General features: G+C 47.2%; 12 protein-coding genes. 4 read left to right on the top strand and 8 right to left on the bottom strand.

What is annotated here, in order from left to right:
- Positions 1–7: 7 nt before the first annotated feature.
- Genes L0660_RS08995 through L0660_RS08985 form a run of 3 tightly spaced genes read left to right on the top strand, consistent with a single transcriptional unit; the run spans position 8 to position 5996 of the window.
- Positions 8–1000 (top strand): FecR family protein, encoded by a 993-nt coding sequence (locus L0660_RS08995; RefSeq protein ID WP_235159195.1) that lies wholly within the window; start codon positions 8–10, stop codon positions 998–1000.
- 35 nt (positions 1001–1035) lie between these two features.
- Positions 1036–4365, top strand: coding sequence for a TonB-dependent receptor (locus L0660_RS08990; RefSeq protein ID WP_235159194.1), 3330 nt, complete (start codon positions 1036–1038; stop codon positions 4363–4365).
- 11 nt (positions 4366–4376) lie between these two features.
- Positions 4377–5996, top strand: a complete 1620-nt coding sequence (locus tag L0660_RS08985) for a RagB/SusD family nutrient uptake outer membrane protein (protein ID WP_235159193.1) — start codon at positions 4377–4379, stop codon at positions 5994–5996.
- Positions 5997–6143: 147 nt separating this feature from the next.
- Here the strand turns inward: L0660_RS08985 and L0660_RS08980 are convergent, their stop codons facing one another.
- Complete coding sequence (locus tag L0660_RS08980; protein ID WP_235159192.1) at positions 6144–6758, bottom strand: Crp/Fnr family transcriptional regulator; 615 nt, start codon at positions 6756–6758, stop codon at positions 6144–6146.
- Between the two features lie 220 nt (positions 6759–6978).
- On the opposite strand from L0660_RS08980, the gene L0660_RS08975 reads away from it, so the two are divergent.
- On the top strand, positions 6979–9411 hold the full coding sequence (locus L0660_RS08975) for a TonB-dependent receptor (RefSeq protein ID WP_235159191.1): 2433 nt from the start codon (positions 6979–6981) through the stop codon (positions 9409–9411).
- Positions 9412–9573: 162 nt separating this feature from the next.
- On the opposite strand, the gene L0660_RS08970 is transcribed toward L0660_RS08975, so the two are convergent.
- The 7 genes from L0660_RS08970 to L0660_RS08940 form a co-directional block, all read right to left on the bottom strand.
- On the bottom strand, positions 9574–10287 hold the full coding sequence (locus L0660_RS08970; protein ID WP_235159190.1) for a hypothetical protein: 714 nt from the start codon (positions 10285–10287) through the stop codon (positions 9574–9576).
- A gap of 34 nt (positions 10288–10321) precedes the next feature.
- A complete protein-coding gene (locus L0660_RS08965) occupies positions 10322–11086 on the bottom strand; it encodes a LytTR family DNA-binding domain-containing protein (protein WP_235159189.1) in 765 nt (254 codons plus the stop codon).
- Positions 11087–11114: 28 nt separating this feature from the next.
- A complete protein-coding gene (locus L0660_RS08960; RefSeq protein WP_235159188.1) occupies positions 11115–12170 on the bottom strand; it encodes a sensor histidine kinase in 1056 nt (351 codons plus the stop codon).
- A gap of 79 nt (positions 12171–12249) precedes the next feature.
- Positions 12250–13182: a fasciclin domain-containing protein gene (locus L0660_RS08955; protein ID WP_235159187.1), complete on the bottom strand. Its 933-nt coding sequence runs from the start codon at positions 13180–13182 to the stop codon at positions 12250–12252.
- Positions 13183–13359: 177 nt separating this feature from the next.
- On the bottom strand, positions 13360–14064 hold the full coding sequence (locus L0660_RS08950; RefSeq protein ID WP_235159186.1) for a MarR family winged helix-turn-helix transcriptional regulator: 705 nt from the start codon (positions 14062–14064) through the stop codon (positions 13360–13362).
- 8 nt (positions 14065–14072) lie between these two features.
- On the bottom strand, positions 14073–15077 hold the full coding sequence (locus L0660_RS08945; RefSeq protein WP_235159185.1) for an FAD-dependent oxidoreductase: 1005 nt from the start codon (positions 15075–15077) through the stop codon (positions 14073–14075).
- A gap of 95 nt (positions 15078–15172) precedes the next feature.
- Entirely contained in the window at positions 15173–15889 is a 717-nt protein-coding gene (locus L0660_RS08940; protein ID WP_235159184.1) for an SDR family NAD(P)-dependent oxidoreductase, read from the bottom strand.
- Between the last annotated feature and the right edge of the window lie 688 nt (positions 15890–16577).

Genomic DNA, 16577 nt, shown 5'->3' with positions numbered 1-16577 from the left:
GCCGATTATGTCATTGATAAGCAAACCTTTACTATTTGAACATTTCGCTGGCCGCACTTCGGTGCTTCAAAAAAAGCTGATCGAAGAGTGGCTGCAGACAGCAGCCAACCAGGATCTGTTTTATGCCTGGCTGGCCGAGTGGGAGATGACTTTCCCGGTCTACGATCCACGAATGGAGGAGCCGCTGGCGCGTTTTGATCAATATATGCAGGAGCCACAAAAAGTACATTCTATTCCTGCTGCTTTTGAGGATAAAAAAACGTTTACTGGATATCGTTACCTTGCTGCGGCAGTATTCCTTGCATTGATCACGTTTGCGGGTTTTATCAACAGGGATCAGATCCGCTACCAGCGCTACAGTACCGGTTTCGGGAAAATGAAAGAAATAACCCTCTCCGACGGAAGCCGGGTTACCCTCAATGCAAACGCAGTTCTGCGGGTTCCGCGCTGGACATTTGGTATTTCGGACCGGAATGTATTTCTGGAAGGTGAAGCGGAGTTTGCCATTAAGCACTTACCTGATCACCAGCTTTTTCAGGTTCATACGATGGACAATTCCCTCATAACCGTGCTTGGAACGGAGTTCACCGTGCATGCCCGTGAGCAGCTTACCAATGTGGTATTGAACAAAGGAAAAGTAAGATTGTCTTCCGCCGCTGCCGAGAAGCCGCGAACCATGCAGCCGGGAGAGCGCGCGACGATCGTGAAAAGCGGTGAAATAAAAGTTGAAATGTTGTCTGAAAAAGAGCTTGCCGCGGAAATGGCGTGGAAAGAACATCGTTTTGTGTTCGATAATACCCCGTTGAGCGCCGTGGCCCGCAAGATCCGGGAAGTTTTCGGTGTGGAGGTTCATATCCCTGATAAAGGCCTCGCCCTCAGAACTGCAACCGGTTCTTTTCCCGCAGAGAGTGCCGAAGAATTATTGACCAATATGTCGGTCATGTACGGTTTCGAGATCGTCAAAACCAAAAAACAATTCCTGATTAATCCTATCCCTTAACTTTTTTCTTTACTTCCTAACCCAATCAACTGATTATGCAGAAACGACTATTATCAGTCCGACGGCTATTCCTATTGCTTGCAATCAGTGCTTTACCCACGCTCGTATCCGGCCAGCTGCTGGCAAAGCTGAAAAGTCAGCAAGTTCCGCAGCAAGCAGAGCCTCAGCGCGCGATGAAGCTCAAAGAAATGTTGCTTTTGCTGAAAGCAAAGTACGAGGTTGACCTTTTGTTTGAAGAAAAGATCCTTCCCGAAATCCTCGTACCGGGCAATTCGATACGATCCGGCGCCTCATTTGAAAACAACCTGAAATCCTTGCTGGTACCGACGGGAATTCAGTTCAGGAAAGTAAAAAAGGGCTCGTATGTATTACTGGACCAGAAAAGGACGCGCGAGTTTATGAAGCCTGAGGCGCTCGCTCCCGGGCAGCTGGAAGGATACAAACAGGAATTGCCTGCGATTCCCTCGGCATCAGAAGCAGAAAAAGAGATATCGAAAACGACCCGTGTTGCACCCAATGAGATCACGATCAAGGGAAAAGTGTTCGATACGCACGAACCGCCCCGCGAGCTGCCCGGCGTAACGATCGCCATCAAAGGAACGAACGAAGGCGCATCGACGGACGAAAACGGATATTTTGCACTCGATGTGCCACGTGACGCGGTTCTGGTGTTCTCGATGGTCGGTCACAAAAGCATGGAGTATGTTGCCAAATCAGCAAATTCCAACCTGATCATCGCATTACAGGAAGAAATTGCGAGCCTGGATGAAGCGGTGGTTGTGGGACAGACGGAACAGAAGAAAAAACACATTGCGGGTTCAATCACAACCATGAATGTCGCTTCGCAGATCAGCGGAAAGCCGATCACAACCTTGTCGCAATCGCTGCAAGGCGGGGTTACCGGCTTACAGGTGCAGCAAAGCTCAGGCATGCCAGGCGGCGACGCAGCGGCGATCAAAATTCGGGGTATCAGTACGCTGGGCAATTCCAACCCGCTTATTCTGGTTGATGGGATTCCAATGGACATGAACCACATTGATCCTGTAACTGTGGAAAGTGTCACGGTTTTGAAAGATGCGGCTGCGTCAGCCATGTATGGTGCCAGGGCGGCCAATGGTGTGATCCTGGTCACGACAAGGCGAGGTACACCAGGCAAAATCTCGGTGACTTACGATGGTTATGTCGGTTCGCAATCGCCTACCTATTTGCAAAAACTCGTCGATGCGCCGCAGTATATGCGCATGTACAATGAAGCGCGTGTCAACTCAGGGAACCAGCCTTTTTACACGGATGAAGTCATTCAGAAAACAGCAGAAGGCTCAGATCCGATCATGTACCCGAATACGGATTGGGTGGACCTGATCGTGCGGGAAAACTCGCCGATCACCAGCCACTCCATTTCACTTGACGGGGGCAATAACCTAGCCAGGTTTGCGGTAACAGCCAACTATCTCTACCAGGATGGAATGATCCCGCTTAGCAAAATGGACCGTTTCAACATTCGTGCGAATACGTCCATTACGGTAAATAAAAGCTTTGTTTTCGACGTTGATCTGTTAGCCATAAAAAGAAACACACGCAACAATACCCGTCCGGATGCCAACCAGGGTAACCGGATGCTGGAAGACGTGTACCGTGTGCCTCCGACTATTTTACCCAAATACCCTGAAAAGAACGGGCGCACCATGTACGGCAGGTACGCGGATATTGTGAACCCACTTGCGTACGCCGAGAAAGGTGGTTACCGGGATTTCGAAAGCGGGCAGGCATTGATTAATATCCAGCCTAAATGGGAGATTTTTCCGGACTTTAACCTGAAAGGGCAGTTCAGCTTTCGATTGAACAGCGACCAGGACCGGACGGTAGCGGACGCGTACAATTTCTTTGATTACGGAACAAACCAGTTGGTGCAAAGCTGGGGGGTGCAGCGGGGTGCAAGTTTTGCGCGCGGGACCTATATGTACATGGCTGCCAATGCAGATTACACTTTCACTAAAAACGATCACCGTCTTTATGCATTTGGTGGTTTTTCAACAGAAAAAAATAATTCGGGTTACTGGGATGTGAATACGATGGTGTCGGGTTATACCAAACTAAACTATTCATTTAAGGACAAATATTTGCTGGAAGCAACCGCGCGAATGGACGGTTCTTCCAAATTCGGGCCGGGGCATCAGTGGGGTTTCTTTCCTTCTGCGGCGGTAGGATGGAATATGCACCAGGAGGAATTTTTGAAGAATGTGCGCGGCATTAATAACCTGAAACTGCGCGCTTCCTACGGTTTGCTGGGGAACGAAAATATCGGACTGTACCGGTTCCAGACATTGGTAGAAGGCACAAACGGTTACGAGAACATCTGGGGTAACCCTGATATTACCTGGGAAACCGTCGGGCTTTTCGATGTCGGAATCGACGTTGGGCTATTCAACAACAGCTTTGAACTGATATTTGACTATTATGATAAAGTAACCAAAGACATTATCCTGCAACCACAGGTTTCCTATGTGGGCGGAATGGGTAATGTGCCTATCAATGCCGGAAAGGTAAGAAACCGGGGATGGGAGTTGTCTCTCAATTATTTTAAGGAGTTGGGCAAAAACTGGAACCTGTCGGTGAAGCCGGGGCTCTCTTACAATCAGAACCGGATTCTGGAACTGCAAAACGGGCCATATCTGACAAGTACCAGTATCAACCAGGAGGGCCAGCCGATCGGCAGCATATATGGGTACCGCACGGGCGGGCTGTTACAGCAAAGTGACTTTGCAGAAAGTGGTACACCCTTGGTTCCGTCCGTAGTAGGGGCCAAGCCAGGGGATATCCGCTACCTTGATCTGAATGGGAACGGACAGATCGACGCACAGGATCAGGAGGCAATCGGTAACCCTGTCCCGATGGTCAACTACTTTACCAATATTCGCCTGGCGCACAAAAAGTTTGATATCGAAATGTTGTTGCAGGGAACCGGGAAAAGCGACCAGCGATTGACTGGCATGCTGGCTTATCCGCTGGATCAGACAGCCGACGGAGGTGTTCCAACTACTTACTATGCAGACCGTTACTGGACTCCCGAGCGCACGGATGCACGGTTTCCAAGGCTTTCGAATACACCAGCGAACAACAAACTTTCGTCCGATTTCTGGATCCAAAACGGGGCTTACTGCCGCGTGAAGTACATCCAGCTGGGTTATAATCTTCCGGTAAAGGCAGTAAGGAAAGTGGGGGCCATGGGAGTGAGGCTGTATCTGAATGCGCAGAATCCTTTCGTGTTTACTCCTATGAAATTAATGGATCCTGAAAGTCTGGGCAACCAGTGGACCTACGGGATCATGAAAGTGTACACAGTTGGTATTAATGTCAAATTTTAGTGGCTGCAACGATGAAAAAGCGATTTCAAATAACACTTACTGTTTTGATGCTGACGGTTTTTACCGGCTGTGAAGACTTTTTAACGCAAAATCACCCGACCGGGATCACCGACGACAAATTCTGGGAAACCGAAACCCACGCCCGCGACGCTTTGAAAATTGTATACGATGCCCTCCCGGGTGGCACCAATGGCCGAGATATGCCATTAAACACCAGCAATATTATGATCATTTCCGGTCTGAGCGATGAGGCGGTGCACCGTGCAGATTATATTGGTGCCTATGAGGAATTTACCAGAGGCGTGCACAACAGCAATTGGAGCACATCACTTTGGTTCTGGAGTTCCGACTTCTCGGGCACACGCCGGGCCAGCCGCTTCCTGGAAAATGTAGACAAATGCTTTATGGACGAGGCGCTTAAAACGCGCATGAAATATGAGGCCCGTGCACTGCGCGCTTACTATCATATGGAATTGTTTCAGTTTTTTGGCGGCATACCCATTGTAACCAAGTCGCTGACGCCCAACGAGAATAACCTAAGGCGAAATTCCGAAGAAGAGGTCTATAATTTTATCATTTCCGAACTCACCGAATGTGCGCAAAACTTGCCCGACACTTATACCAACGATGAATTCTGGCGGGTAAACAGTTCGGCCTGCTGGACACTGATCGCCCGGCTCGCACTCTATAAAAAAGATTTTGCACTGGCCCGCGATGCTTCTAAAAAGGTGATCGACAAGCGTATTTACGAGTTGTATACCAGCAAAACGGCCGGGGCTAATCATCTTGCAGAATTGTTTACCTATTCCGGAATGCTTAATAACGAGCGCATTATGATCCGTCCGAGTGGTGCCGCTGTGGCCTGGACGCGTTTTGCACCGTTCGGGATTGGCGGAGAAACGTACACTTCACCTACCAGCACGGTGGTCGATAACTGGGAAACGAAGCAAGGTAAAACGATTTTTGAGCTGGGCGCAGATTCTCTGGCCGCTTACCGAAAAAATCCGAACCACCGGAACAACCGGGATCCCCGGCTGCTTGCTTCGGTATTGTTTTCAGGTGAGAAGTTTGTTGATAACACCTACACCGTCGATCCATTTAATGCATCAACCAGTAACCCTGACCGCATTGGATTGGAAAAGTCTACGGCAACCGGCTATTGGATCAAAAAATACCTGGATCCGCGCGACCGACAGCCCAGAGGAGGCACGCTCGACTTCATGATCATTCGCTATGCGGAAGTGTTGCTAAATTATGCGGAGTCGCTGATCGAGCTGGGTGAATGGAATAACCCGGAGGTGTTGAAAAGCATCAATCTGGTACGAAACAGGTCAAAAATGCCGAATGTTGACATCAAAGTGTACAATTCGCAGGTGAAACTTCGGGAGCTGATCCGTCGCGAACGGCAGGCGGAACTGGCCTTTGAAGGACAGCGCTACTATGATATCCGCAGGTGGGGGATCGTGAATGAGGTAATGAACGGCCAGGTTTTTGGCGCGACTAATCCAGAAACGGGTGTGCCAGTGCGCGTAGAAGAACGGTCCTATAATCCAAGTCGCGACTACCTCTGGCCAATCCCGCAAAATGAACTGCTCGCGAACCCGAATATGCAGCAGAATCCTAATTATTAAACTTAAATGCTTTAAGCACCAGAAGGGTTGAGTGCGGAAAAACGGCAAATATTTGACCGGATCACACTGATGGGCAACAGTTCAATCTGGTGTGATCCCTCCGAATCTCTGAATGAATAGAGGAGGCAATCGCTGGAAAAAGTGATTTTAAACCACGGAAGCAGGCTGAGAAGCGTTGATATGCGCCTTATCTTTTTCGGCGATCCTTGCTCTTAACCTGCTTAAAGATTCGGGTGTGATACCTAAATAACTCGCTAGTTGATGCTGTGGTACACGCTGAATAAGGTCTGGCCGCGATTGCAGTAAGTTCAGGTATCGTTGTTCAGGAGAAGAGGTCTTAAACTCGTCAAATTTGGTTTGCTGTTTAACTAGAAGCTCTTCTGATAGAATTCTGCAAAGCGATTCAAATTTCGGGAATTTGCTAAATGCCTCGACGTCCATTTCAGGAGTCGAAACGTTAAGTATCGAGTCTTCAATACAAGATACATAATATTGGGAAGGTGCTTTATTGAGAACGGAAGGCGGTGTCAAGCCTTCCATTTCTGTATAAAACGCAGTCGTTTTTTCTACTCCGTCAATGATGTAATAAATCCGAATACAACCTTTCAATACAAAGTATATATCATTTGAGTATTGTCCTTCCCTTAGGAGAACTGTACCCTTTTTGACTGTCCGAAAAGTATTAAAAGAGATGATGATATTCTTTTCATCTTCTGTCAAAGGAACATATTTTGATAAAAAGTCAAATAGTACGTCGTGCATTTTCAGCCTTTGTTTATTTGTGCCGGATCTTAAATTTATACCATCCTTGAATATACGAAGATTGTAGTGCATTCGAAAAAAACCGGTATTTCACTTACCGCCTTGAAACTTCATCTGGGCTAAATGGTACAACGTTCACGCTTCATTTCTTAACCAAAGTCAATGGATGCCGGTTGACTTCGGTTCAACTTTGCGGAATATCAACTATTAGCAAAGGAACATGAAGTACCTGTATTTAACATTCTTCTCGCTACTAGGCATGGCCGGGAGCGCTCAGACCCTCACTCAAAACATCCGCGGGACATTGTCCGACGCCGACAGCAAGCAGCCATTAGTCGGTGCGACGGTTTTCGTTGCCGGATCAGTGCCGGTAAAAGGAACAGTAACGGACCAGTCGGGCCGGTTTTTGTTAGAACAAATTCCATTGGGCCGTACCAGGCTGGAACTTCGCCTCGTTGGGTACGAGCAGCGTCAGGTTTCTAACATTGTTGTCGATGCGGGCCGGGAGGTGGTTTTGGATCTGGTTATGCAGGAAGCAACCACCCAGTTGAATGAAGTGGTCGTAACTGCAACCGAAAACAAAGGTGAGGCGCAAAATGATATGGCGCTATTGAGCGGCAGGTCTATTTCAATCGATGAAACAAAGCGATATGCCGGAGGTTTCAATGACCCGGCTATGATTCTGTCGAACTTTGCGGGGGTTACCAACAATTCTACGGGCAGCAATGAAGTGATCGTTCGGGGCAATTCGCCAAAATATGTCCAATGGCGGCTCGAAGGTGTGGAGATTACCAACCCCAACCATTTTGCCGACCAGAATTCAGTGGGCGGCGGTGTCAGCGCGTTGAACAACAATCTGCTCGCTACGTCGGATTTTTACACAGGCGCATTTTCGGCGGAATATGGTGATGTGCTTTCGGGTGTGTATGACGTGAAGCTTCGGAGTGGGAATAATCAGCAATTTCAGTCCATTCTTGGATTAGGGATTTTGGGTGCCGATGTGACTTTGGAAGGCCCGTTTCGAAAAGATTATCAGGGGTCGTTTTTGGCCAGCTACCGGTATTCCACCATTGGTCTTTTAAGTGACATAGGATTGGTGGACATAGAGGGCGGCGCTCCGACATTTCAGGATGGCGCATTCAAATTATCCTTACCTACCAAAAAAGCGGGTTCATTCTCCTTGTTTGGCCTGGGCGGGTTAAGTAAGGTATATCTTGCCGACTTCAATCCCGGAACAGCCCCGATTCCGGGAAATCAGTCGGCTCGGGAAACAATCAGAAAAGACTATGATAAACGTTCATTTCTGATAAATGCAGGCCTTTCGCATCGCTTGCAAATCAGTAAAAACGGATCATTATTGACGCTGCTTTCCTTTTCAGGGAATGGCATCAATGAGGATATTGATCAATTCGATGTCATCAAAATCCGTGATGACGCCGGCCAGTGGCTTAGGGACTCGTTGGCAAACAAAAGGCCCAATTACAAAAGCCGATTGAACAATACCAACTATCGCGCGTCAATCACTTATAATAATAAGTTGAATGTGCGCAACCGGATTGAGGCCGGGGCCAAGTTTGCGTATAACAACTTTTCTTACGCGCAAAGCTTTCTGGATGATAGTACTGGCGCGCCTCAGGTACTGTCTGACTTTAAGGAGGGGATTGCTACGCTTCGCAACTTTGTAAGCTGGAAATACAGGGCCGGAAACACGGTAACCATTGTAGTAGGACTCCACAATATGAGTGTGCTTTACAACAAAGAAAGCACGCTCGAACCACGACTGGCGATGCGCTGGAATGCGGGCAGCCGGGGGATAGTCAATGCTGGATATGGTCTGCATAGCACCATGGACCGGGTACACAATTATTTTGCAAAAGTAAAACAACCCAATGGTAGCTACACAGAGCCTAACCGGAATCTGGGCCTGCTCAAAGCGCACCATTTTGTGGCAGGTTATGAATACCGGTTAACGGAGAATCTCAGGATCAAAGCGGAAGGTTACTACCAGCATTTGTACAATCTGCCCGTCGAAAACTCCGATACCAGCTCTTATGCGACCATTAATGAAGGCCAGGACTTTCGCTACGTTGAGCTTGTCAATAAAGGAAAGGGCCGGAATTATGGAATTGAGCTGACGATTGAAAGGTTTTTTGACAAGAACTACTATTTTCTTATCAACTCCTCTTTGTACCAGTCCAAATACACGCCGCTTGATGGCAAAGAAAGAAACAAAGCCTATGCTGATAATTACCTTGTGAATGTGTTGGCTGGCAAGGAGTTTAGTAACCTGGGCCGCAAGCATAACAAGACCATCTCGCTGAATGCAAAAGTGTTTTTCGGCGGGGGAAAAAAGTACATTCCGCTGCTGCGCAACAGTGCAGGACAGGTCACTTCTGAACCGGAAAGTGGTACGATCTGGGATTACGACAAAGCTTACGAAAACAAGATTGACGACATTTACCAGGTCACTTTTTCGGCCAGTTACAAGGTCAATAAACGTAAAACAACCCGCGAGCTTTTTCTCAATATTGACAACATTACCAATCGCAGGAGCCGGATTTCGGAATATTACGATGACAGTAAATCTGGTTCTGTGGGTTATTTCACGCAGTTTGGCATCTTCCCAAACCTGATGTACCGGATCTATTTATAGCAAGTCGCAAAGGAAGCGGGAGCTTTCGTGCGCATTCGCTTCCCGAGCCTAAAAGGTGCTGCCGGTTGCAATTCGCTCTTGCTGTGCTCAGCGCTAGGCTTGCCGGATTATTGATCTGAGATGACTTAAATGAAATTTGAGACGGTTTAAGGCTTGAAAAATTCAAAATGAAAATCCTGCCCTCAGTGTCAGCCTGTTGAAATCTTCAAGCTTTTCCCGCGTTCCTTCGGTAACAGAAGATCTTTGAAAGCGGTAACCGGCAGCAATGGTGAAGCCCGTGTTTCCGCTAAAAAGTATTTTCATCCCGATACCCGCCGAGCAGGTAGCGCCTCCGCCAAAACGGACGCTATCCACATCGTTGGAAGTTGTATTAAACCCATAACCGCCTTCCAGAAAGTAGAATGGAATCTTGGAGACTTTGCTCGTGAAATCACCCCTGACGCTTAGAACGATAGGTACAAACGTTTGCACGGCATACAAGTCTGCACCGATCCCCAAGCCAGTATAAATCCATTGATTAAACTTGTAACCGTTTGTAGTCTGAAAGGAAAAAGCAGAAGTGGTGACGCCATTCGAAGCCCGGTTGCTCATAGCCAGCGGCCCAAGTTCGGTGTAATGCACAAATCCCTTGTGTTTATAGCGAATGTTTGGGTTGACGGGCTTTTCAGCGATCAGCGTGTCGACTTCTTCTTTTTGAAATACCCAAATGCTTTTGTCGTAGGTTTCGAGTTGATAGCGTCCATCTGCTTCGAGCAACCTGCCCCGGATCACCGACCCGTTTTTCAGGTGTAAACTAACTTCCCGGCTTTGCTGACCATGTGCAATGGATGTCCAGCCGGCGGTGAAAAAGATGAATAGGGTAGTGAGCAATTTCATAAAGTGAAGGTTGGGTAGGTAAAAATTGGAATCTCTAGTTGTCGAGCCAGTTCTTAAATTCATGGCTTTTGTATTTGCTCACGAATACATCCTGGTTAAATACGGGCTTTAAGAATACTTGCAACCGGCTGCTAAGCAATGATTTAACTTTTTGAATGGCTTCGATCCGCGCTATGACCTTCCGGTTGATCCTGAAAAACAAAGCGGGGTCGAGCATTTCTTCCAGGCTTTCAAGATTACTGTCCATCAGGTATTTTTTTCCTTCGTTCGTTACCATGAACACCACCTTATCGTCCGCGTAGAAGTAGGCAACTTCTTCGATGTTCTTGAAATGAATGGTGTCACCATACCGGACCAAAAACCGTGTCTTGTATTTTTTGGTCAGTGCCTGGATAGTCTTTCTGAGATTTTCTATATCCAGGGTGGAAACGCCTTTTCGGTCGTGTTTTAAGTGGTGGTATTTATCCAATGCCCGCGTGAGGTCGCCCTTGTCCAGTGGCTTGAGCAAATAATCGATGCTATTCATTTTGAATGCCTGCAATGCGTACTGATCGTAAGCCGTGGTGAAAATAACCGGGCTTTTCACAGTCACTTTGTCAAACAGCCCAAAACAGAGCCCGTCGGATAAATGTATATCCAGCAGCATCAGGTCGGGCTCGGGGTTTTGATTCAGCCAGATGGCGGCCTCTTCTATCGAATCCAGGACGTGTTGCACTTCAATGTCCGCATCGTATTCGGTCAGTAACTGGGAAGCTCTTCTGGCCGAAAGTGCTTCGTCTTCTAAAATAAGTACTTTCATGGAAGGTAAATCTGAATGTTAATCATTATCAGTCGTAATACGCCAGGCTATTATGCGCTGCATTGAGTCGGATCAGCGGGATTGTTACGCTGAAAAACTGGTCCGTTTGCGATACAGTCACGCCGTGATGTCCCAGGAAATCATATCTTTTAGCAATGTTAGTCAGCCCCAGCCGGGTCGACCGCTCATCTTCTATTATCTTTTTCTGCAAGTTGTTCCTAACGGTAATCGACTCATTATCAAGACAAAATATCTCAATCCGCAATGGTTTGCTTTTGGATATTATATTGTGCTTTACCGCATTTTCAACGAGCATTTGAATGGATACCGGCAGGATATATGCCGACAGGCAGCCTTCGGAAATATCGACCTTGATACTCAGCCCGGCCTCGAAACGGGTTTTGAGCAGATATAAATAAGAGTCTATAAATTTCAGTTCTTCCCGCAGCTCGATCAATTCCTTTTCATCACTTTTGAGAATATAGCGGTAAACATTCGAGAACTGCCTTACAAATTCCACGGAAGCAGCTGTGTCCTGTGCGATGAGCGCCGTCAAAACGCTCAGGTTGTTGAATAAAAAATGCGGGTTAACCTGATTTCGGAGCGATTGCAGCTGGGCCTGGCTGGTGGTTCTTTTGTAAGTTTCCAGTTGCTTATGGCTTTCTTCGAGCTTTTTCATGTATAAAAAAATCACATGAATGGTGTTCAAAAACAGGTTCACCCGGAAACAGAACATCAGCAGGAGCTTCAAAGGAAGTTTCCATTGGCTCCAATCGGGAGATAGGCTGTAATAGGCTGTTGGAATACCTAACAGGAATGTTACCAGCGCTGTGATGATGACGCTTCCGGCAAGATGATAGCCAATCCGTTTCCAAAATGGCTCAATGTCCCTGGTTGAGAGCCAATTGTCCCAGATCCTGTTTCCTTCCCAAATTCCGGCAGTAACTGCCAGAAAAAGCAGAAAAATCACAAATTGGTCTGTACCAAAGTGATAATAGTCAAAAGTCTCGAGCAGCAATGTGTTCAGGAAGGAGTAAACCCCCAGCAAAAGCATAAACCCGAACCGATACCTGATATGGAACATGACTGCGGCGAGTTAGTCAGATAAAACAGATTGGCAAACGATTGAATGCAATCGTCTGCCAATCTGCGTTCATTTTAGTTTAGGGCATTAAAACCTTGTCAATCACGTGAACAACGCCATTGGTTGCCAGGATGTTAGCTGCTGTAATGTTGGATGCGCCGCTGGTTGTTCCCACCACTTTCGCTCCGCCAGCCAGGTCGAAGGTTACAGATTCGCCTGTATTAGCTGTTGCAACAGGCCCTGAAACATTAGGGAGATCTGTGGAGAAAACACGGCCAGGGACTACGTGGTAAAGCAGAACACTGGTAAGCAAAGCGCGGTTGGCAGGTGCAAGCAATGTGGCTTTCGGCGTAGTTTTATACAATTCACGGAATGCTGCATTGGTAGGAGCAAACACGGTCAGGCCGTTTCCAGCTGAGGTAAGTGCCGTGGCAACCGCCGGATCAGCCGCCAGCACAAGCGATACCAACTCGGTAAAATTAGTGTCCGCCTGCGCAATCTCCACCAGCGATCGGGTAGGAGGCACGATCACATTATCGATCACGTGGATCACACCGTTGGAAGCCGCAACGTCGGTTGCGATCACCTTAATCTTGCCGTTGATGAATACGCCATCCGCGTTTTTGGACAGATAAATATCGTTGTTGGTATTAACCGTTTCTACGGTCCCACTTTTCACATCGGCCGCTTTCACAGTGCCGCTCACCACGTGTGAAGTCAGGATCGGGGTTAATGCATCTTTGGTCAGCGGGTCCAGGCTGGTGATGCCTGTTGCTGTGAAGGCTGCATTGTTTGGTGCGAAAACGGTGAAAGGACCAGCACCTTGGAGGGTGGCAACGAGCTCAGCTTTAGTTAAAGCCGCAACAAGTGTTGAAAATTGAGGGTCCGCGGATGCAACGGCGGGAATGTTGCCAGCACCCGGATCTACTGTCTGGTCGTCGTCATCGTCGTTGCAGGATGAAAGTGTAAAGGCCAACATTGCTGCAAACAGGCATGTTTTTAGGCTTGTCATTGTTGTGAACGTTTTCATAATCTGAATTGGTAAGGTGTTTTAAAATTGTACTAACAATCATTTTAACAACCTTGGGCTCTGCCGGATCCGTTCTGCGTCTGGTGTCAATGGCCTTTGAAAATGGATGAGCAGCCCGCTACAACGGATGGACAGCCGGAATTGAGGGAACGGTTATGCTTATTTTTGGTCAGTAAGCGCTTCTGTTACCCGTTTCAGGTCCGCTTTATTGGAAATCGTCTTTTGCTGATGATGCTGCTGATGAAAATCCTCTAACTTTTGAAGCAAATACCGAAGTGTCAGTTTTTCGGAAACGGTAAGATTTCCCGAGATCATTTTGCCCACGTGATTCATGTCTTCAAACACCGTATAAAGCAGTTGTTTGCCCTGGTCCGTGATGGCGATTTGCCGGCTTCTTTTGTCTTTTGCGTCATCCCATTGCTTGATCAGTCCTGCCGCCAGGAGCCGTCTGATCACTTCCGTACCCGAGGTTTTTTCCTGCAAATTGTATTGGATCAGCTCGGTTTTGGACAGGTTGTCATGCGTGAGTAGAATCGCCAACGCTGTAAAATCCTCAGCAGTTAGTAACGCGGTATCGTCCAGGGCTTTTTTAATGTAGGATTTCGCATACCGGCTCATGTATACAAACAATTGGCCGATGTTATTATCAAGCTGGAATGCTTGTTCCTGCGCGGTTATCTCATTTTTACCAAATCTGACATCGTGGCTAAGACGAGCGGCAGACGTAACGTTCGGCGCAGAGTTGCCAACGGTATGAACCATAAATCCAGCAAAATCCTGCATGGTAACCTCCCTTTCCGGATTCTGCTGTTCGAGCTGTTCAACCAGTGAGATTAGTTCATGAATAAGCTGGTATGATTTCATTTAGTCGTTTATTTCTGTCCGGATATGATTGCTTCTGCGGCTAACCGCCCACTTTTTATAGCCGCATTGATCGAACCGTTTAGCAGATGGTCCCCACAAATGAAGCATTGCTCTGTTAGCCTGATCGCGTCATTTCCAGGCACATTAATAACTTGGTCATCGTTAGGCAGCGCATAACCGATATGATAAGTTTTCAGGTGCTTCCATTGCATGGCCTCTGGAAACCAAGCCAGCATTTCACGCAAAACCTGCCCTTGAAGCTGCGCATTATCCGCTTTTGAATGGTCTCCAATCAGCGATAGGGATATGAGGGCATCGCCATTTTTTGAATAAGCGGGCGCGATCCGGTTCATGACGGCTATATTATTGACAAGTTTGCCAGACATTGCATTTAATGCAATCAACGGTTTGTCATATGGTTTGGCCGTCGAAGTGAAATACATATTGGTAACCGAATGATAGGAGTAGGGCAGTTTCCTGAACGGGTCAGGGATTTCAAGCTGATCGGTGGCGATGAGGATGCTTGTTGCGCTATGAACTTGTCCTGCAGACGTTGTGACATTGTTTGCATCAATGGAAACCACTTTTTGACCAAACGCGATCTCGTTAGATGACAGTGAACTGGCTAGCTGTAACGGAATCATGCCCATTCCCTTGGCGGGAACAGCCGCATCGCCCTGGCTGAACATTTTGAATACAAATTCAAACATCCGGCTCGAAGTGCTCAGTTTATCTTCCAGAAAAATCCCGGTCATGAACGGTTTGAAAAACTGCCCGATCATCCGCTGACTGAATCCGGCGTCATGCAGATAGGCCATGGTGGTCGTTTCACTGCCGGTAAAAATTTCATCAATGCTTTTACCGGTCAGTTTCAGCTTCAATCCAAGCATGCGAACCTTGTCGGCAAATGTTCCTGCGGGTGATGCCAGCGTGCTGATCAATGCACCGGGCTGCCGGAGTGTCAATCCTGCTAATCCCGCACCGATGATGATGATATCAAGTTTATCTTCCATAGCACTTAGCTGGGCTCATTTATTTCATGTGGCTCAATATCCGGTTTTGCTTTTCCAGTTCAGCAATTTGCCCGCTCTTTATATTTACACCCATACTATGCTGTTTTTAATTTGCCCAGGCCTCCGTCAATACCGATGATCTGGCCGGTTACCCAGCTGCTGTCATCCGATAACAAAAATGCAATGGACTTACTGATATCTTCCGGTTGCCCATATTTTGCAAGCGGATGCCTTTTTGCAGATGCATCGCGTTTTTCGGGCGAGCTCAGCAGGTTTTGCGCCATGGGCGTATCCGTAAGTGACGGCGCCACTACATTAACCCTGATCTTCTGACCAGCCAGTTCAGCAGCCAGCGATATGGCCAGACCCTGAACGGCACCTTTGGCTGCCGAAATACTTGCGTGATAAGGCAGACCGGTATTGGCCGCGACAGAACTTATTAAAACTACAGAAGCTCCCGCCGCATTCTTCAATGGCTTCATTGCATGCTGAATAATCCGGGCAGCTCCCAGGACATTAATGTGGTAATCATTTAGAAAATCGTCGGAAGTGAGGCGGTTGAATGGTTTCAGGTTAATGCTGCCAACCGAATAAACCAAGCCATGTAATTGGTCCGGCAGAAACCCGCTGACTGCTTCAAGGTCGCCTGTTACATCGGCTTGCAAGTGTGATATGCTTTCGGGGAGATCGGCGGGCTTCGTCCGCGAAATCACATAGACCGATGCACTGTGTTCTAGTAAGATTTTCACCAGTGACAAACCGATCCCAGAGCTTCCGCCCACAACCAGGATATTTTTTCCATTTAAATTCATTGCCATTTATTTCAAATATTCAGCGATCTCTAGATCCGAAAGGTTGGAGGTATAGTTCGGCGGTGCGAACGATATAACATTGGATTAAAATCTTATTCAAATATAATACTATATCGTACTAATTATTCAGATCAAGTATTATATGGGACAAATAATAGCAGAAAAACTGATGATAACTCAACGTTTCGATGCGTGTGCTGCTCAGCGATCTTGGAGACTGATAATGCAGGGTTATATTCGCTGACAACTTCCGCAATTTTTCCGCACAGATATTTGTAAGGCTTGAAGACTTCCGATTTGTTGATTTCTTTACCTCTTTTACCAAATAAACCTTGCTTTCTGAGATAATGATCTGGTTGAGATGACGCTTGTTATATCGATCTTACCCGGGCTCTCAGGTAGCTCCTGGGTTAGTAGTGTAAGTAACTGTATTTCAACTAGTTCACGACTTAAACATCTTGATTTTTAAAGGCTGCAAACCGAATTTCACTCACATAAAACAGGTATGTTATGCTTAATAAAACATTCACGTTGCTTTTATCTGAAGAAACGCAGTAATTACTTAGGTGGTAAGTTGCCGATATACATGCGTTGCACCACGAATCGATCAAGATTTGAGTAAGCAGTAAAAAGGGATTGCGAGCCAGAAAAATGGAATTCAGCATCGGGAAGTGTAGCTGGCACGAAA

It is taken from the genome of Dyadobacter sp. CY351, assembly GCF_021502625.1.
Taxonomy (GTDB): domain Bacteria; phylum Bacteroidota; class Bacteroidia; order Cytophagales; family Spirosomataceae; genus Dyadobacter; species Dyadobacter chenhuakuii.
The sequence above is the reverse complement of the archived record's forward strand: the minus strand, read 5'-3'. Positions and strand labels throughout refer to the sequence as shown.

Coding starts and splice junctions, on each gene's coding strand:
- L0660_RS08985 (WP_235159193.1), top strand. CDS start 4,377: ATGAAAAAGCGATTTCAAATAACACTTACTGTTTTGATGCTGACGGTT.
- L0660_RS08940 (WP_235159184.1), bottom strand. CDS start 15,889: ATGAATTTAAATGGAAAAAATATCCTGGTTGTGGGCGGAAGCTCTGGG.
- L0660_RS08965 (WP_235159189.1), bottom strand. CDS start 11,086: ATGAAAGTACTTATTTTAGAAGACGAAGCACTTTCGGCCAGAAGAGCT.
- L0660_RS08960 (WP_235159188.1), bottom strand. CDS start 12,170: ATGTTCCATATCAGGTATCGGTTCGGGTTTATGCTTTTGCTGGGGGTT.
- L0660_RS08955 (WP_235159187.1), bottom strand. CDS start 13,182: ATGACAAGCCTAAAAACATGCCTGTTTGCAGCAATGTTGGCCTTTACA.
- L0660_RS08970 (WP_235159190.1), bottom strand. CDS start 10,287: ATGAAATTGCTCACTACCCTATTCATCTTTTTCACCGCCGGCTGGACA.
- L0660_RS08990 (WP_235159194.1), top strand. CDS start 1,036: ATGCAGAAACGACTATTATCAGTCCGACGGCTATTCCTATTGCTTGCA.
- L0660_RS08980 (WP_235159192.1), bottom strand. CDS start 6,758: ATGCACGACGTACTATTTGACTTTTTATCAAAATATGTTCCTTTGACA.
- L0660_RS08950 (WP_235159186.1), bottom strand. CDS start 14,064: ATGAAATCATACCAGCTTATTCATGAACTAATCTCACTGGTTGAACAG.
- L0660_RS08945 (WP_235159185.1), bottom strand. CDS start 15,077: ATGGAAGATAAACTTGATATCATCATCATCGGTGCGGGATTAGCAGGA.
- L0660_RS08995 (WP_235159195.1), top strand. CDS start 8: ATGTCATTGATAAGCAAACCTTTACTATTTGAACATTTCGCTGGCCGC.
- L0660_RS08975 (WP_235159191.1), top strand. CDS start 6,979: ATGAAGTACCTGTATTTAACATTCTTCTCGCTACTAGGCATGGCCGGG.